The organism is Sorangium sp. So ce296 (genome assembly GCF_051529605.1).
GTDB lineage: Bacteria > Myxococcota_A > Polyangia > Polyangiales > Polyangiaceae > Sorangium > Sorangium cellulosum_D.
This window is the reverse complement of the sequence record NZ_CP150325.1, coordinates 1,507,879-1,522,588: the sequence shown is the minus strand read 5'-3', so window position 1 is coordinate 1,522,588 and position 14,710 is coordinate 1,507,879. Positions and strand designations below refer to the sequence as shown.

11 protein-coding genes and 1 pseudogene are annotated in these 14,710 nt (G+C 70.8%); 2 read left to right on the top strand and 10 right to left on the bottom strand.

Annotation, left to right across the window (positions count from 1 at the left end; all coding sequences use genetic code 11):
• Positions 1 to 7: 7 nt before the first annotated feature.
• The 7 genes and pseudogenes from WME98_RS05725 to WME98_RS05695 form a co-directional block, all read right to left on the bottom strand.
• A complete protein-coding gene (locus WME98_RS05725) occupies positions 8 to 976 on the bottom strand; it encodes an ABC transporter permease (protein WP_437950349.1) in 969 nt (322 codons plus the stop codon).
• A gap of 5 nt (positions 977 to 981) precedes the next feature.
• Complete coding sequence (locus WME98_RS05720) at positions 982 to 2,037, bottom strand: ABC transporter permease (protein ID WP_061629852.1); 1,056 nt, start codon at positions 2,035 to 2,037, stop codon at positions 982 to 984.
• A pseudogene (locus WME98_RS05715) lies at positions 2,034 to 2,402 on the bottom strand (ATP-binding cassette domain-containing protein); the annotation flags it as partial. The pseudogene WME98_RS05715 and the gene WME98_RS05720, both read right to left, overlap by 4 nt.
• On the bottom strand, positions 2,345 to 3,031 hold the full coding sequence (locus WME98_RS05710) for a hypothetical protein (protein ID WP_437950348.1): 687 nt from the start codon (positions 3,029 to 3,031) through the stop codon (positions 2,345 to 2,347). The pseudogene WME98_RS05715 and the gene WME98_RS05710, both read right to left, overlap by 58 nt.
• A 269-nt stretch (positions 3,032 to 3,300) precedes the next feature.
• Positions 3,301 to 4,773 carry a hypothetical protein gene (locus WME98_RS05705; protein ID WP_437950347.1) on the bottom strand — a complete coding sequence of 491 codons (1,473 nt, stop codon included), beginning with the start codon at positions 4,771 to 4,773 and terminating at the stop codon, positions 3,301 to 3,303.
• A gap of 311 nt (positions 4,774 to 5,084) precedes the next feature.
• Positions 5,085 to 6,377, bottom strand: coding sequence for an endo-1,4-beta-glucanase (locus WME98_RS05700; RefSeq protein WP_437950346.1), 1,293 nt, complete (start codon positions 6,375 to 6,377; stop codon positions 5,085 to 5,087).
• A 159-nt stretch (positions 6,378 to 6,536) separates the two neighbouring features.
• The gene (locus WME98_RS05695; RefSeq protein WP_437950345.1) at positions 6,537 to 7,085 is read right to left on the bottom strand and encodes a tetratricopeptide repeat protein; all 549 of its coding nucleotides are present in this window, start codon (positions 7,083 to 7,085) and stop codon (positions 6,537 to 6,539) included.
• A gap of 439 nt (positions 7,086 to 7,524) precedes the next feature.
• On the opposite strand from WME98_RS05695, the gene WME98_RS05690 reads away from it, so the two are divergent.
• Positions 7,525 to 9,285: a hypothetical protein gene (locus WME98_RS05690; RefSeq protein WP_437950344.1), complete on the top strand. Its 1,761-nt coding sequence runs from the start codon at positions 7,525 to 7,527 to the stop codon at positions 9,283 to 9,285.
• Between the two features lie 66 nt (positions 9,286 to 9,351).
• Here the strand turns inward: WME98_RS05690 and WME98_RS05685 are convergent, their stop codons facing one another.
• Both WME98_RS05685 and WME98_RS05680 read right to left on the bottom strand, forming a co-directional pair.
• Positions 9,352 to 10,767 carry a proteinase inhibitor gene (locus WME98_RS05685; RefSeq protein ID WP_437950343.1) on the bottom strand — a complete coding sequence of 472 codons (1,416 nt, stop codon included), beginning with the start codon at positions 10,765 to 10,767 and terminating at the stop codon, positions 9,352 to 9,354.
• A gap of 361 nt (positions 10,768 to 11,128) precedes the next feature.
• Positions 11,129 to 12,277 carry a hypothetical protein gene (locus WME98_RS05680; protein ID WP_437950342.1) on the bottom strand — a complete coding sequence of 383 codons (1,149 nt, stop codon included), beginning with the start codon at positions 12,275 to 12,277 and terminating at the stop codon, positions 11,129 to 11,131.
• A gap of 468 nt (positions 12,278 to 12,745) precedes the next feature.
• On the opposite strand from WME98_RS05680, the gene WME98_RS05675 reads away from it, so the two are divergent.
• Entirely contained in the window at positions 12,746 to 14,170 is a 1,425-nt protein-coding gene (locus WME98_RS05675) for a peptide MFS transporter (protein ID WP_437950341.1), read from the top strand.
• A 54-nt stretch (positions 14,171 to 14,224) separates the two neighbouring features.
• On the opposite strand, the gene WME98_RS05670 is transcribed toward WME98_RS05675, so the two are convergent.
• Positions 14,225 to 14,584 carry an S-adenosylmethionine decarboxylase family protein gene (locus WME98_RS05670; RefSeq protein WP_437950340.1) on the bottom strand — a complete coding sequence of 120 codons (360 nt, stop codon included), beginning with the start codon at positions 14,582 to 14,584 and terminating at the stop codon, positions 14,225 to 14,227.
• Positions 14,585 to 14,710: the final 126 nt, after the last annotated feature.

Below are 14,710 nucleotides of genomic sequence, written 5' to 3'. Positions count from 1 at the left end.
GTTCGGCTCATCGCCCCGCCTGATGCTGTCGGCCGTAGACCAGCAGCATGGCGATGATCACGGCACCGTAGATGATCTGACGGCCGGCCTCGGGCATCTGCAGCACGCTGAGCATGCTCTGGAGCAGCACGATCAGGATCGTGCCGAGGACGGTGCCGAGGTACGTCCCGCGTCCGCCCATGATGTTGGTTCCGCCGATCACCACCGCGGCAATGGCCGGCATGAGGTAATCGTTGCCCATGGCCTGGTAGGCCTTGTGCGAAAAGCCCGCCAGCAGCATGCCGGTGATCGCGGAGCACACGCCGCACATCACGAAGGCGCCGATCAGCACCCAGTGCGTCCTGATGCCCGAGAGATAGACGGCCTGCTCCTGGTTGCCCACGGCGTAGATGTAGCGGCCCAGCGCGGTCTTCTTCAGCACGAAGGCGCCGACGCCGCCGACCAGGATCCAGACGAACAGCGAGTTCGGAATCGAGAGCGTCTTGCCGACGGCCAGGACTTCCATCCACTCCGGCGCCTCGCTGCGCGGAGCGAAGCCGCCGGTGTAGAGCACCATCAGCCCCTGAAGCACGGTGTTCGTGCCCAGGGTGAAGATCATCGAGGGCACGCGCAGGTAGGCGACGCCGAGCCCGTTCAAGAGCCCCGCGGCGGCGCCGATGGCGAGGCCGTAGGGCAACGCGGCCCAGCCGCCGAGCCCCGCGGCCAGCATGGCGCTCGAGGTGAGCACCCACGGCAGCGAGAGATCGATGTGACCGAGCAGGATGACGATCATCATGCCCGTGGCGGCCACGCCCAGGAAGGCGGCGATCTGCAGCTGTTGCAGGAGGTAGTGCGGGCTCAGGAAGCTGAGCGTGCCCTGGGTGATCAGCGTGCCGACCGAGCCGATCACGAGGATGATGCCGATCGACAGCAGCGCGTACCAGGTCGGCTTGTCGATCTCGCCGAAGCGGCTCTTGAGGAAAGGGAGCTGTTGCATGGAGCTCACCTGAAAATGTGCAGCCGGTTCTTGAGGCGGAAGACCCAGAGCGCGCCGAGGCAGACGGCCGCGAGCAGGATGAGGCCCTCGAACAGCGGCTGGTAGAGCGGGTTGGCGAGGAAGCCGAGCGCCGAGCCCTCGTCGAAGACGCGGAAGTTGAAGGCGACGGAGCGGAGCACCAGCGCGCCGAAGAGCGAGCCGATGGCGCCGCCCATCCCTCCGTACAACGAGGTGCCCCCGATCACGACGCTGGCGATGGAGTTCAGCGTGTAGGAGCCGGCTTGTGGGATGTCGGCGTTGCCCGACGCCGTCTGCAGCGCGAGGTAGAGGCCGCCGACGCTGGCGAAGAACCCCGACAGCGTGTACGCGGCCAGCTTGACGCGCTCGATGCGGACGCCCGACATGTACGCCGCCTCCTGCGACGCGCCGACGGCGTAAGCGCCGAGGCCGTAGCGGGTACGGCGGTAGTAGGTCCAGAGCAGCGCGAGCAGCGCCATCCAGATCGCGGGTGACGGGATGCTGCCGATCGAGCCCAGCGCGCCGTCGAGGGGAGCGGCGCCCGCGGCCTGCAGCAGCTCGTTGAGATCGAAGGTCGCCGCGAACGCCAGATCGCCGTCGACCTGGCCGCCGGGCGTCGGTCGCAGGAACAGCGCGATGCCGAGGAAGATCGTGCCCGAGGCCAGGGTGGCGATGATCGGTTGCAGGCGTCCGTACACGACGAGGCAGCCGTTGATCAGGCCCGCCGCGACGCCGAGGGCCAGGCATAGCAGGATGCCCAGGAAATTCTCGAACGCGCTGCCGGCGAGGACGTGCGAGGCCAGGCAGTTGACGAGCGTGATCACCGCGCCCACGGACAGATCCAGGCCGCCGGTCAGCACGGGGATCGTCTGGGCCATGGCCGCCGCCACCAGCACGAACGACTCGTTGGCGTTCTGCCCGACCAGCGACGCGCTGAAGCCCTTGGGATGGGACAGCGAGTAGCGCCCATAGAAGAAGATGCACAGACCGATGGCCACGAGCAGGCCCTGGTTCTGGCGCAGGCGGAGCTTCCAGTCCTTCATCGTGCCTCTGCTCGCGCGCGCTCGGCTCCGGGCTTCGCGCGCTCAGGCCCGCCGCGCAGACCGAGGGCCAGATCCAGGATGTTCTTTTCGGTGATGTCGGGCCCCACGAGCTCGCCCTGCACGCGGTTCTGGTAGAGGACGAGCACGCGGTCACAGCAGCCGATCAGCTCGTCGTAGTCCGTGGTGTAGAAGAGGATGGATGTGCCGGCGTCCGCCAGCTCGCGGAGGAGCTGGTAGATCTCCTGCTTCGTGCCGACGTCGATGCCGCGGGTGGGGTCGTTGAGCATCAGCAGCCGCGGCTCAGTCATCAGCCATTTGGCCAGCACGACCTTCTGCTGGTTGCCCCCGGACAACGACGACACCGGGTCACCTCGATACGGCGCTCGGGCGCGGGCGCGACCGGCAGGAGCTCCCCGCCTTGCTCCGGGACGAACTCGAGGAACTGCGTCACGCCGACCAGCGGCTCGGTCCGGCGGTGGAGCAGGAGATCGTGCTCGCCGTCGGGCAGCCCTTCGGCGACCGTGTAGAGCTCCTCGTCGGCGTTGACCTTGAGGACGCCCTTCGACTCGCCGTCGATCACCACCTGGAAGAAGTTGGACTGCGCCGCGGTCGACGCGTCGTTGAAGCGGACGCTGATCGACGTCCCCGAGAACCGCGTGGCGATCGCGCTGCCGGCCCAGGAGAAGCGGGGGCCTTCGGGCTTCGTGGTGTCGAAGCGCCCGATGAAGCGGACGGTGTCTCCGGAGGGGTTGCTCCCGCCGGTGCCGCTCGTGCTCGACGCCGTCGTCGCGCCTGCGCCGCCCTCGCCTGCGCCGCCCTCGCCCGTGCCGCCGTCGCCGCCCGCGCCCGAGGCGCTGGTCGTCGAGGTCGATGAGCCGGCGCCGCTGCCCGTCGCCCCGTTCGGATCGTCGTCCCCGCACCCCGCGAGCGCCGACCAGGCGATGCAGACGGCGGAAACGAGCTTCGGGAACGTTGAATAAGCTGCTGTCTTCATGGCGGCGGAGGATGCTGCAGGTCCGTGGCGCACACAACACCAATCTGTCCCTGAAAACCGGTGCAGACTCCGTGATGCGGCCGTGGAGAGGCGGAGATCGGTTGGCGCGCGGGCGCTCCGACGATGTCGGGTGAGCGAGGGGCGGCGCTGCCGCCGGAAGAGGGGACTCGAACAGGAGGGCGGGGAGGCGGGGCGGGAGCGCTGCGTGGTTTGCGCGCCGGGGGCGGGGAGGGGAGCGCGTCTAGCGCGACGGATCGCCGCGGAGGCGCTCAGTTCCAGGACCGGTTCTGGTTCTGGCGCTCGGAGCGACCGCCCTCCTCGGCGGAGGAGCGGTCGCGGCCCTGCGAGGCGCGCACGTCGTCGCGCTCGTGGACCCGGGTCGAGTACCCCTGCGGGATCTCGTCGCCCATGAAGCGGCCGAACCCGGGCCGGCGCTCCGGGCGGTTGTAGATGTCGCCCTGGCCGCCGCGCTCCTGGCCGCGACCGTGGCCCTCGCGCTCGTCGCTGCGGCCCTGGTAGCCGCGGTCCTCGTCGCGGTCGCGGCGATCGCCGCGCTCTGCCTCCCAGCCCCGGCCGCCGGCGCGCTGGTGCTCGTCGCGACCGCGCTGGCCGCTGAACCCGCCGCGCTCGTCGCCCCAGCCGTAATGGCCGGGGTTCTGGCGCTCGTCGCCGCCTCGATACCCGCGGTGCTGCCCCTCGCCGGGCCCGTAGCCGCCGCCCTGGTACTCGTCCTGTCGCCCGTAGCCGCGGCCGTAGCTCTCGCGGGCTTGGTGGTCGTCGCGGCCCTGATAGCCGCGGCCCTGGGTGTCGTCGCCACCCTGATAGCCGCGACCCTGATAACCGCGGCCCTGGTAATCATCGCGACCCTGATAGCCGCGGCCCTGGTGCTCATCGCGCCCCTGATAACCGCGGCCCTGGTAGTCGTCGCGACCCTGATAGCCGCGGCCCTGGTAATCATCGCGACCCTGATAGCCGCGGCCCTGGTAATCGTCGCGCCCCTGACTCTGGCCCTGGTAGCCGCGGCCCTGGTAGTCGTCGCGACCCTGATAGCCGCGGCCCTGGCTGTGGCCCTGGTAGCTGTGGCCCTCGTACTCCTCCTCGCGCCCGTAGCCGCGGTGCCGGTTCTCCTCGCGCCCGTAATCGTCGCGACCGTAGTCGTCGCGCCCGTACGAGCCGCGGCCCTGGCCTTCGTCCTGTCCGGTGGTCCCGCGGTTCACGTCGCGGCCGTAATAGCCGCGGTTCTCGTCGCGCCCTCGCTGCGCCGAGCCGAACCCTCTGCGCTCGTCCTCCGCGCCCCGACCGCCGAAGTGGTCGCCGCGCCCGCCGCTCCGCTCCCAGGAGGGGCTGTCCTGTCCGTACGCGCGGCTCTCCTCGTGCTCCCGGTAGCCGCGCCCGCCGAAGCCGCCTTGCTCCTGCCCGCGCCCGCCGTATCCGCCGTACCCGCCGCGGTACTCCTGCCCGTGCTGGCCGCCCGCCTGCCACGGGCCCCTGCCTTCGCCGCGCCCCTGCTGGCCGTACTGCGGCGCCTGGCCCAGCTCGCCCTGCCGGCTGCCGCCGCTCTGGTTCGCGTAGTTGCCGCGGCTGTACGAGCCTCGTTCGAACGCGTCCCGCTCCTCCTCGTGGCCGCGGAAGCCGCGCTGATCGTAGCTCCCTGGAAAGCGCCCCTGCTCTTCCCGGTGGCGCCAGTCGTCGCGCGCCCCCTGGTCACGGAAGCCTCGGTTATCGTAGCGATCTCGTGCCATGTCGCTCTCCTTGGTGGGTGCTGGTTAACAACGCTCGTGGCTCACACAGGCGAACACCTCCGTGAGCAGCGGGCCTACTTGCCCAGCAACCGACGTGCCCAGAGGAGACGGAGGACGAGCGCCAGCGCGCCGCGCGCCGGCCTCGGCGGCCCGATCGCGGGCCGCGGCTCGCGCGCCGCGCGCGGCGATGCGCCAACGCGCCACACGCTGGGGCAAGCTGTCACGCGAGCGCGGCCGAGCTCATCTAGGACGAGCTCGGCGCGCCGGCGTGACAACCGGGTTCGCCGCGGACGGCGGCGCTCGCCCGGCGCTCAGTACCGCGTCTCGCAGGGGTGCTGATCGGCGAACGCCTTCACGCGCGTCTTGTTGGACGACCAGGGGAAGTTCGCGTCGGTCACCGACCAGGACATCGCGCCCGCATACCCCATGTTGAAGAGGTCGCCCACGAACTTGTCGTAGCCCACATCCATCTCGGCCATGTTGATGGGGAACTCGCCCATGACGACCGGCTTGTCCGTGAGGTTGTACTCGGACAGGGGCTTGTCGTACGGGAAGTAGTCGTTGACCCAGCCGTACATGTGGACCTGGTAGAAGTCGACGTCCGCGCGGGTCCACGCCTGACCCCACTTGATCGCGGCGCTGCCGACGCTCACGGGCGCGCCGGTCTCCTCCCGCAGCACCGCGGCCGACTCCTTGGCGAGCGCCTCCATCTGCTGGTGCGTGACGAGATCGAACTTGCTCGAGTCCCCCTCGAACGCCGGGTCGCCGCCGTAGAGGCTCGGCCCGGTCATCGCCCACTCGGGCTCGTTGATGACGTCCCAGGCCAGCATGCGGCCGCGGTGCGGGCTCGACGCGACCGTCTTCGCGATCGGCCGGACGACGTTCTCGATGAGCTTGGCCCGCCGGCCCGCGTCCGCGACGATCGGCCCCATGCTCCAGACCGTCAGGCCGTCCGGCGGGTCGTGCGACGTCTTGTAGAAGCCGTCGAAGGAGAACAGGGTGAACATCACGTTGACCTGCGCCTGGTCCGCGAGCTCGAGCGCCGCCAGGATGTCCTGCGCCGAGGTGCCGCCGAGCCCGGTCGGGTTGCCCTGCCCATCGAAGTTGATCTGGTCCCCGTAGAAGCGGGGGTAGATCCACCAGCGGACCACGTCGACGCCGTTGGCGCGCATGTCCTGGAGGTCGGAGAGCACCTGGCCCTTCTTGCCCGAGATGCCCGCCTGGCTCCACCGGGACTGACCGCCGAAGTCGGCGCCGAAGTCGCGCCACGCGTAGTTCACGCCGTACATGAAGCGGAGGCGGCAGGCGATCTCCACCCCGGCCTCGAACGGACATTCGTCCGCCGCCGTGCAGGTGCTGGGCTCTCCGCCGCTGCTGGTGCTGCTGCCCACGGGCTCGCCGGTGCCCGTGCTCGCGGTCCCGCCCGTGGGCGCGCCGCCCGTGCCCGTGGGCCCGGCGGTGCCCCAGGAGCCGCTGCCGGTCGGGCCGTTGTCCGCCGACTCCCCGCCGGCGCCGCCCTCGCCGCCGTCGCCCGTCCCGTCGCCGCACCCGAGGCCCGCCGCGGCGAGCTGGAGAACCCCAACAAGAAGAAGCCAATTGCGCATGGGGCCGATTATCGCCAGAAACGCACGTTCGAGCCAGCCCGAAATCTTAATCGGTTCAGTGACTCGCCGCGCCATGTTCTGCCATGGTTACAAGATGCTTGTCGCAGCGGCCCAGGCGGGATCATCGCCTCTCCCGTGAGGCAGCTGCGGTATGTCGCCTTACCGCGAGGGGCCGCGCGGCCGGGGGTGAACCCCCATATAGGCGGCGGCGCTCCTGGCGGAGGGGTCGTCCGGAGAGCGCTCGATGAGGTCTTCCGCGAGGCTGCGGGCCTCGCCGGCCCGGCCGAGGCGCACGAGCGCCCGCACGCGGAGCAGGCCGCGCTCGGCGGCGCGCGGGCTGTCGCCGAGATCGCGCGTCGCCGCGTCGTCGAGCCGGAGCACCTCCTCCGGGTCGCTCGTCAGCGCGGCGCGCATGCGCTCGAGGACGCGGGCCTCGGGGTCCGCGTCCAGCGCCGCCGGCGCTGCGTCGGGCTGCCGTGCCGCGGCGCTCGCGGGGGCAGCGGCCGGCGGCGGCGCCGGGGGGACGGCGGATGACTCGTCGCGTCGCTGCGGCCTCGCGCCTTCGCTGGGCTCCGCGCTCGACGGCCGCGCCTTCGGGGCGGGGCGCTCGTCGCGGCCGAGCGCGAGGAAGCCCGCCACGGCGAGCGCGGCGACGGGGAGGCCAATGAGCAGCGCGCGGCGGGTGCCGGACGGTCGATGTGCGTCCACCGCGGCGAACGTAGCGCGCAGGCGCGGCCGGCGGTAGCCGTCGCTCGGGCGGCGGGGCGGCGGCGCGGGCGCGCTCGATCAGGCCAGGAGGGCTCGCGGGCCGTGGATCGAGCCGTCCTCGGAACAGGCCATCGAGGTGGGCTGTGCGCCGCGCGAGGGCCGCGCGCTGGAAGCGCGTTGAGGGACTCGCGCTGTCGGATCGCGAGCTGGCACAGATGGCCGCAACTCCGGGGGAGTGTGCCAGGATCTGATCCCCGTGTCATGAGGGGGCGAAGGCCGCGCGCCGCGCGGTGCGCGGGGCGCGCGGGGTGAGCTCCTCGAAGACCTCACCGGATCTGCGGGGCCGGCAGGGCCCCGGAGCATCGCCACCGTCGCTGTCACAATTTTGCCACGGACGGTATGATTTTTGCAGTGGGCGTGTAGCGGAAAGGTTGCACTCATGCCCTCTCAGCTACCGTCTCTTTCGGCTCGGTCTCGGTCGTTCCGCACGCGAGCGATTTCGCTGTTCGCCTTCTCGGTCATCCCGTCTGCCATCCTCCTCGCGGGCTGCGCCGATCCGCCGGACACCATCAACAACTACTATTATACGAACGGGGAGGGCGGGGCCGGCGACGGCGGCGGCGGCGGCGGCGACGGCGGCGGCGGCGACGGCGGCGCGCCCGCAGAGGAGTTCCCGGGGGCGCCCGTCGCGGACACCGAGGTGGCCGATCTCGCGCTCGACGTCTTCGGCACCATCGGCAATCGCTACTGGCTCGCCGTCTCGGAAGAGCAGCTCGAGATCATGAACGATGGGCTCGAGGGCGGCCCGGGCCCCATTGTGAGGCCGGGGTTCGGGGATATCTACTCACCGACCGGGGAAGACGCGACCTTCGTGGATCACCTGTGGGTGACGACGGCCGGCGCCGAGGGCAAGACGGCCGATTACGGCAAGGTCCAGGTGGGGATCGCCGGGCAGTCGACGATGCGGCCCTGGACGAAGCGGACCATTCCCAACCTCAACATCGACGCGGACGAGTTCGTCGAGAAGCAGCGGCTCGGCGGGTTCGAGCACGTGCGCTTCAACAACGGCCAGGTCGGCACCATCTTCCGCGAGCGCTTCACGCTCGAGCTCTATGCGCGCCTCGATTACCCGGCCCCCCTGACCAACTACGCCTGGGTCTCGAGCAACGTCTGGGGGCCGGCGGTGTCGATCCCTTACATCGTGGTCGAGCGCTACAAGAAGGCGTTCTGCGAGCGCGTCGGGGACAAGCTCGGCGGCGGCTGCGCCAACATGTGGGAGTTCGTCGGGGACTTCGCCGGCAACATCCCGGGGGGCGGCTGGATCCCGAAGCCGATCGACGTGGTGATCCCCGGCGGCAGCATCTTCGACGACCCGGCGAACTGCCAGCTGAAGACGTGCGACAACACCCGCGCGAAGGAGCTCGAGCAGGCGATCGCCGACACGCCGCCGGGCGAGGGCTACAAGGCCGCGCTCGAGGGCTGGATCGACTGGCCGGCGTTCCACCGGTTCCAGTGCCTGTCGTGGGTGCTCGCCACCGGGGACGACGCGATCCACAACAGCAACAACGTCGTGCTCGTCGAGCGGGCCGATGGCCTGTTCCAGTACCTGCCGTACTCGGTCGACATCAGCCTGGGGCAGAGCTGGTATCCGCAGGTCCCCCTGGCCGGCGGGAACGCGCTGGCGCGCGGGTGCCAGAGCGATAAGGCCTGCTGGGCCGACACGATCGCGATGTGCGAGGACGTGATCGAGGATTTCGCGGCGCTCGATCCCAACGCGGTGCTGAAGGGCATCTACGAGCAGCTGTCGGACGAGGGGATGCTCCGTCCGGGCGACGAGGAGCGCTACGAGGCGCTGGATGCCTGGATCACCGAGCACCTCAAGTTCCTGCCGGAGGACCTGGAGCGGAACCGCGAGCAGCCGCAGCTCTGCATTCCTCCCCAGATCGATTGCGGCGGCTACTGCGGCTATCCCCAGGACTGCGGCTGGGGCGTCGGCGCGGGCGGTGGAGGCGTCGGCGGTGGAGGCGAAGGCGGTAAAGGTGAGGGCGGATTCGGCGAGGGCGGTGGAGGCGTCGGCGGATTCGGCGAGGGCGGTGGAGGCGTCGGCGGATTCGGCGAGGGCGGTGGAGATGCGGGGAGCGGCGGCGCCGGCGGTGGCGCTGCGGGGAGCGGCGGCGCCGGCGGTGAATCCGCGGGCTGACGCCGGGTAAGCGTCAACGGCCTCGACGCGCGGAGAGGGAGGGGCGCCGCGCTCCGGCGCTCCCTCTCAGGGCGAGATCTCGAACAGGCACCGCGTGATCGGGATGCCGACGTCTGCCAGCACGTACAGATAGTATTTCGTGCCCGGGACGAGCTCCTCGGGGGTCCCGTCGGCGGGATAGCCCTGCTTCGTGCTCGCTGGGACCTCGCCGTAGGCGATACCGCTCTTCATGGGCTCGGCGCTCGAGGGCACGTCGAGCCGCCAGATCGTCCCCTCGGGCAGGTCGAGGTTGGGGGGCGCGCCCGGGTTCGCGGCGTCCGCCGACATGACGTAGACGTAGCGGGCGCCGCCGCCAGCCCAGGTGACCTTGCCCGCGGCGTCCACGCCTTCGCCCGCCGCGCAGTCGCTCGGCTCGTAAAGGCTCTGTTCATAGATGGGCCCGCCGAACGGGGTCATGTCCGCGAAATCCTCCCTCGTGAACCCGCGGCGCTCGAGCTCGCCCTCGAAGAACGCGACCATGCGCGCCGGGTCGGTGGTGGGGAGGCCGGCGACGTCGCGGGAGAAGCCGTTGTTCTGGTCCGGCGGATAGGCGCCGAGCGCCGCCGAGGAGACCCAGCCGGCGGCCAGCGCGAGGCCCGACGGATTGAAGCTGTCGGTCCAGATCGGCCCGGCCTCGATGTACCAGTTCGACGGCCCCGCGGGCGCGGTGTTCTCCGAGTGACAGCACACGCACCCGCACGCCTCGGTCTGCTCCGTGACCCAGGCGAGCTCCGCGAGCCATTCCGGATCGGACAGGCGCGGATCGTCGCTCGGGGTCTTGTACTCCGAGGGCGGCGCGGGCCAGTACGGGCGCTGCGTGAAGACCGGCTCGCACGACGCGTAATCGGTGAACCGGCGGCCCGGCTCGGTGCAGCCCGAGATCGCGCCGAACGTGCAGACCTTGCCGTCGCTCTGCCCGGCCGGCTCGCCGGCCTCCGGCTCGACGCAGACCAGCTCGGGCCACTGGAAGACGGCGCCGCCCGTGCCGATGCCGGGGTCCTCGGTCGCGGCCTCGCAGGCGTCGGGCTCGAACTGGCCGCCGCCGAACATCTCGCAGCCGCGCTGGGTGGCGGCGCACTGGCTCGCGTCGCCGCCGGGGAAGACGATGGCGTACGCGTCGTCGGTCCCGCCGCCGAGCACGCATCGGCCGAGCGTCTCCGGGTAGCCGCAGCGCTCGCCGCCGGTGAAGGTGGAGCCCTGGAGCGCCTTGCAGTCGGCCTCGGCGGCCTCCGCGGTCCAGCCTCGGCCGGTGTACTCGCGGCACTCCTCGGCCTGGCTGAAGGCGCTCGTGTAGACGCAACGCCCGGGCGACCCGGAGGCCTCTGGCGCCCCCGAGGCGTCGTCGTCTTCGCTGCTCTGGCAGGCGCCCAGCCCTCCGAAGGCCGAGACGAGGAGCGCTGCGACCATCATCGCGTGCGGTGAACGGAGGAGCTCTCGCTTCACGGTGAATCTCCTGAACGTGGACCTTCGAGCGAAGGTGAACGTGGTCTAGCCCACCGAACCGCCCGGGGAGCATGTCGATGTGTATCGTTTGTTCATGATTGTGCAATCTTGGTACATGGTTTTGTGCGTAAAATGTAATCTGAAAAACAATTTCTGTCCGTCGATGCCCGGATCGGGGGCATGCCGGACGCATGCCGGGGGGACGCCGCGCCTTGTCCGGGAACCACGCAGGGCCGGTCCGAGGCGCTTCAGCGACGGGAGGCGGGCGTCGCCGGCGCAGCTCGCCCCTGTGCGGCGCGATGCTGCGGGGCGGAACGGCGCTCCTCGCTGCGGGGACCAGCGGCCGGGCGGCGCCGGCCCCTCACCGGAGCGCGCCGATGCCGAACGACAGGCACGGCTCTCCGTCGCGCAGCGACACCGCCGCGAGCTGCTTCTCCGGCGGGTACATGTACCCGAAGAGCGTGCACATCTCGTTGTCGCCGAAGCCGAAGGTGAGATCGTGGTCCGACGTGTTCCGGAACCTGCACGCGTACCGGAGCGAATCGCCCTCCTCGAGCGCGATCGCAGGCCGGTAGACCTCGATGTCGCCCTCCAGGTCGAACGCCCCGCCCTCGTAGACGCGCGCCTCGCCGCCGCCCTCGCGGACGACATCCACGTCGAAGGCCTCGGCGTAACGGTGCGTGTGGGGCATGAGAGACACGATGTTCCCCCCGAACGTCGAGCACGTGGCGCCCACGGTCCGGGTGGCGCGCGGCGGGACGAGGAAGTCGTTCACGTTCATGACGAACGGCACGAGCTCTTCCGTGCGTTCCGACATGGGCATGGTGAAGAAGTCGTAGGCGAGCTCGACGACCTCGGGCTCGGCCGACGTGTTGAGCAGGTGGACGCTCGTCGCGATCTCGCGGGTCGTGTCCAGGGTGAAGCCCATCCCCTCGGGGAAGACGAGCGTCTCGTCGCCGACGACCTGGGTGGAGCTCGCGAAGAGGACGTCCGGGATGACCGCCGGCAGCGCGCCAAAGGCGTCGTCGGCGCCAGGATGGCAGTCCGGGTAGGGGTTCGGCCCGTACGACGGATTCACCGGCTTGGCGATGACGTTGCTGTGGTGCAGCCCGGCCGTCGTGTAGAGGCGCGCCGCGTGGACGGTCTCGTTCACGAGGGCAGGGAAGGGCCATGAGAGGCAGAACAGCGCCTCCTCGCCGGGCGCGAGGGGCCGCGGCGGCGCGATGATCCTGAAGCCGCTGCGCGGCGGCTCCGGCAACCGGAGCCGGGTGAGCGGCGCGCCGAACGCGACGACGTTGTCCCGGTCGATGCGCTCTTCAGGCTCGTAGCGGGCGGCGGGGTGGACGCACCGGCCCCGGAAGAGCTCCTCGCCGGGCGCGCACGCCGCGGGCGGCGAGGGCTCGAGTCCGGCGCAGGCAGGGAGGAGAGGAGTCCAGAGGAGGGGAATCCAGAGGAGGCTCGACGTACGGGTCCTATCTCTCGGGACGGAGCGGAGCTTTGAAGTTCGCATCACGCGTCACCTGCGACCGGCGGCGCCTCACCGGAAGCCTCGACTGCCGATCTCCACCGCTCGATCGGATCTCCCGTCGTCGACGAGCGCGGCCTCGCGCGGCCAGGGCGGAGCGCGCGGCCGCGCGGCGCTCGCGGCGCGACTGACCACGGCGCCGGCCGGCGCCGCTCAGCCGCTTCGACCGCCGCCGCGCCGGGCGGCGCCGGCGCCATGGCCGCTGCTCGGGCGCAGGGCGGCGCGGGCCATCCGGCGCGCCCCGACGGCCTGGAACGCCGGGGAGGCGCCGCCGCGCCGCGGGGCCGCCCACGTGGATACCCGGTTCCCCCGGGTCGACGCTGTGCGCAACAAGGGCGTGACGTGGGCGTCGCGGATCGTCTAGCATCCGCATGCCGAGGGGCATCAGGCCCCACCATCCCCTGCATCGCCCGACGACCACGCAGCGTGGTCCCAGCTCGTGGAGAGACAGCATTGAGCGAGCAAGCAACCGAGCCCGCCCTCCCCGTCACCGCTTTCGAGAGGCGCTTCAAGCACCCGCCGGGGCTCGTGATCCTCTTCTTCGCGGAGATGTGGGAGCGCTTTTCGTATTACGGCATGCGCGGCCTGCTCAAGATGTATATGGCGAACTACCTGTTCGTCACCATGCGGGAGGCGTACCAGGGGTGCCGCCAGCACACGCCGCCGTGCGAGCTCGTCCCTGGCGATCCGGCCACGGTGTTCGCGTGGGAGTTCATCCGGGGCCTGCTCCCGAGCGCGCCCGCCGAGCAGGCGTCCATGCTCTACGGGCTGTACACGGGGCTCGTCTACCTCACCCCGTTCTTCGGCGGCATCCTCGCCGACCGGGTGTGGGGCCAGCGCAAGACGGTGGTGATCGGCGGCGTCCTGATGGCCATCGGACACTTCGTCATGGCCTCCGAGGACTCGTTCTTCCTCGCGCTGCTCCTGCTCATCCTCGGCAACGGCGCGTTCAAGCCCAACATCTCGACCCAGGTCGGCAGCCTGTACCCGAAGGGTGATCCGCGCCGCGACGGCGCCTTCACCATCTTCTACATGGGCATCAACGTCGGCGCCTTCATCTGCAACCTCGTGTGCGGCACGCTCGCCGCCGTCTACGGCTGGCATTACGGCTTCGCCGCCGCGGGCGTCGGGATGTGCCTTGGGCTCGTCGTCTACCTGATGGGGCAAAAGTACCTCGCCAAGGACAACCTCACCAAGGCGGCCGAAGGGACCGGCGAGGAGAAGCAGCCGCTCTCCAGCGACGAGTGGAAGCGCGTCGGCGCGCTCGTGGCGCTCTGCGCCCTCAATATCGTCTTCTGGGCGGTCTACGAGCAGCAGGGCAACACGATGCAGACCTGGGCCGACGAGAAGACCGTCTGGCCCGTCGTCCTCGGCTTCCAGATCCCGTCGACGTGGTTCCAGTCGTGGAACCCGCTCTGCATCATCCTGTTCGCCCCGCTCCTCGACATCTTCTGGCGCTGGCAGGCGAAGCGCGGCACCGAGCCGACGAGCGTGTCGAAGATGGCGATCGGCTGCATCCTCCTCGGGGTGTCGTTCATCGTGATGATCCTCGGCGCGCAGGCGGTCGGCGACGGCAAGGGCAGCCTGTTCTGGCCGCTCTTCTGCACGCTGCTCCTCACGATCGGCGAGCTCTACCTGTCGCCCATCGGCCTGTCGCTCGTGACCAAGGTCTCGCCGGTGCGGATCGTGTCGATGATGATGGGCATGTGGTTCGTCTCGAGCTTCTTCGGCAACACGCTGAGCGGCTACATCGGTATCTTCTACACGCGCTGGCCGAAGGAGATGTTCTTCCTGCTCCTCACCGTCCTCGGCGTCGGCGCCGGCGCCGCGATGTTCGCGTTCAACAAGCCGCTCCGCCGGGTCATCGGCAGCCACTGACACGGACCGCCGAGCGGCGCGGCGGCGCCCCCGGGGAGGGGGCGCGCCGCCGCGTCAGGGCGCCCGCGCGCCGTCGGGGTCGACGATCCGCTCGTCGAGCACGGCGAGCCGCCCCGCGGGCAGCGCGCCCCCGATGGCCGCGACGGCGCGGCGGACGCTCTCCAGCGTGCTGCACGAGGCGACGTCGACGAAGAGCCGCCCCGACTCGGGCCAGGAGTGCAGCGCCACGTGCGACTCGCTGACGACCGCGCACGCGGTGATGCCCTGCGGCGAGAACGGGACGACCACCATCTCGAGCAGGGTGAACGGCCCGGCGGCCACCGCGGCCTCCAGCGCCCCGCGGAGCGCGGTGGGGCTGTTCAGGAAATCGAAGGGACAGCCTTCGAAGTGGGCGAGGGCGACGTACAACCGCATCGTGGGCGAGGCGCGCGGCGGCGGCGCCGCGCTGGCCGCCGAGGATAGCCGAGGCCGGGCGGCGCGGGACCGGAATCGGCGCGGCCCGAGCCGAGAGGGCGCGCCGGCGAGCTCACGCCAGGGGCG

Coding starts and splice junctions, on each gene's coding strand:
- WME98_RS05690 (WP_437950344.1), top strand. CDS start 7,525: ATGCCCTCTCAGCTACCGTCTCTTTCGGCTCGGTCTCGGTCGTTCCGC.
- WME98_RS05700 (WP_437950346.1), bottom strand. CDS start 6,377: ATGCGCAATTGGCTTCTTCTTGTTGGGGTTCTCCAGCTCGCCGCGGCG.
- WME98_RS05710 (WP_437950348.1), bottom strand. CDS start 3,031: ATGAAGACAGCAGCTTATTCAACGTTCCCGAAGCTCGTTTCCGCCGTC.
- WME98_RS05705 (WP_437950347.1), bottom strand. CDS start 4,773: ATGGCACGAGATCGCTACGATAACCGAGGCTTCCGTGACCAGGGGGCG.
- WME98_RS05670 (WP_437950340.1), bottom strand. CDS start 14,584: ATGCGGTTGTACGTCGCCCTCGCCCACTTCGAAGGCTGTCCCTTCGAT.
- WME98_RS05720 (WP_061629852.1), bottom strand. CDS start 2,037: ATGAAGGACTGGAAGCTCCGCCTGCGCCAGAACCAGGGCCTGCTCGTG.
- WME98_RS05680 (WP_437950342.1), bottom strand. CDS start 12,277: ATGCGAACTTCAAAGCTCCGCTCCGTCCCGAGAGATAGGACCCGTACG.
- WME98_RS05725 (WP_437950349.1), bottom strand. CDS start 976: ATGCAACAGCTCCCTTTCCTCAAGAGCCGCTTCGGCGAGATCGACAAG.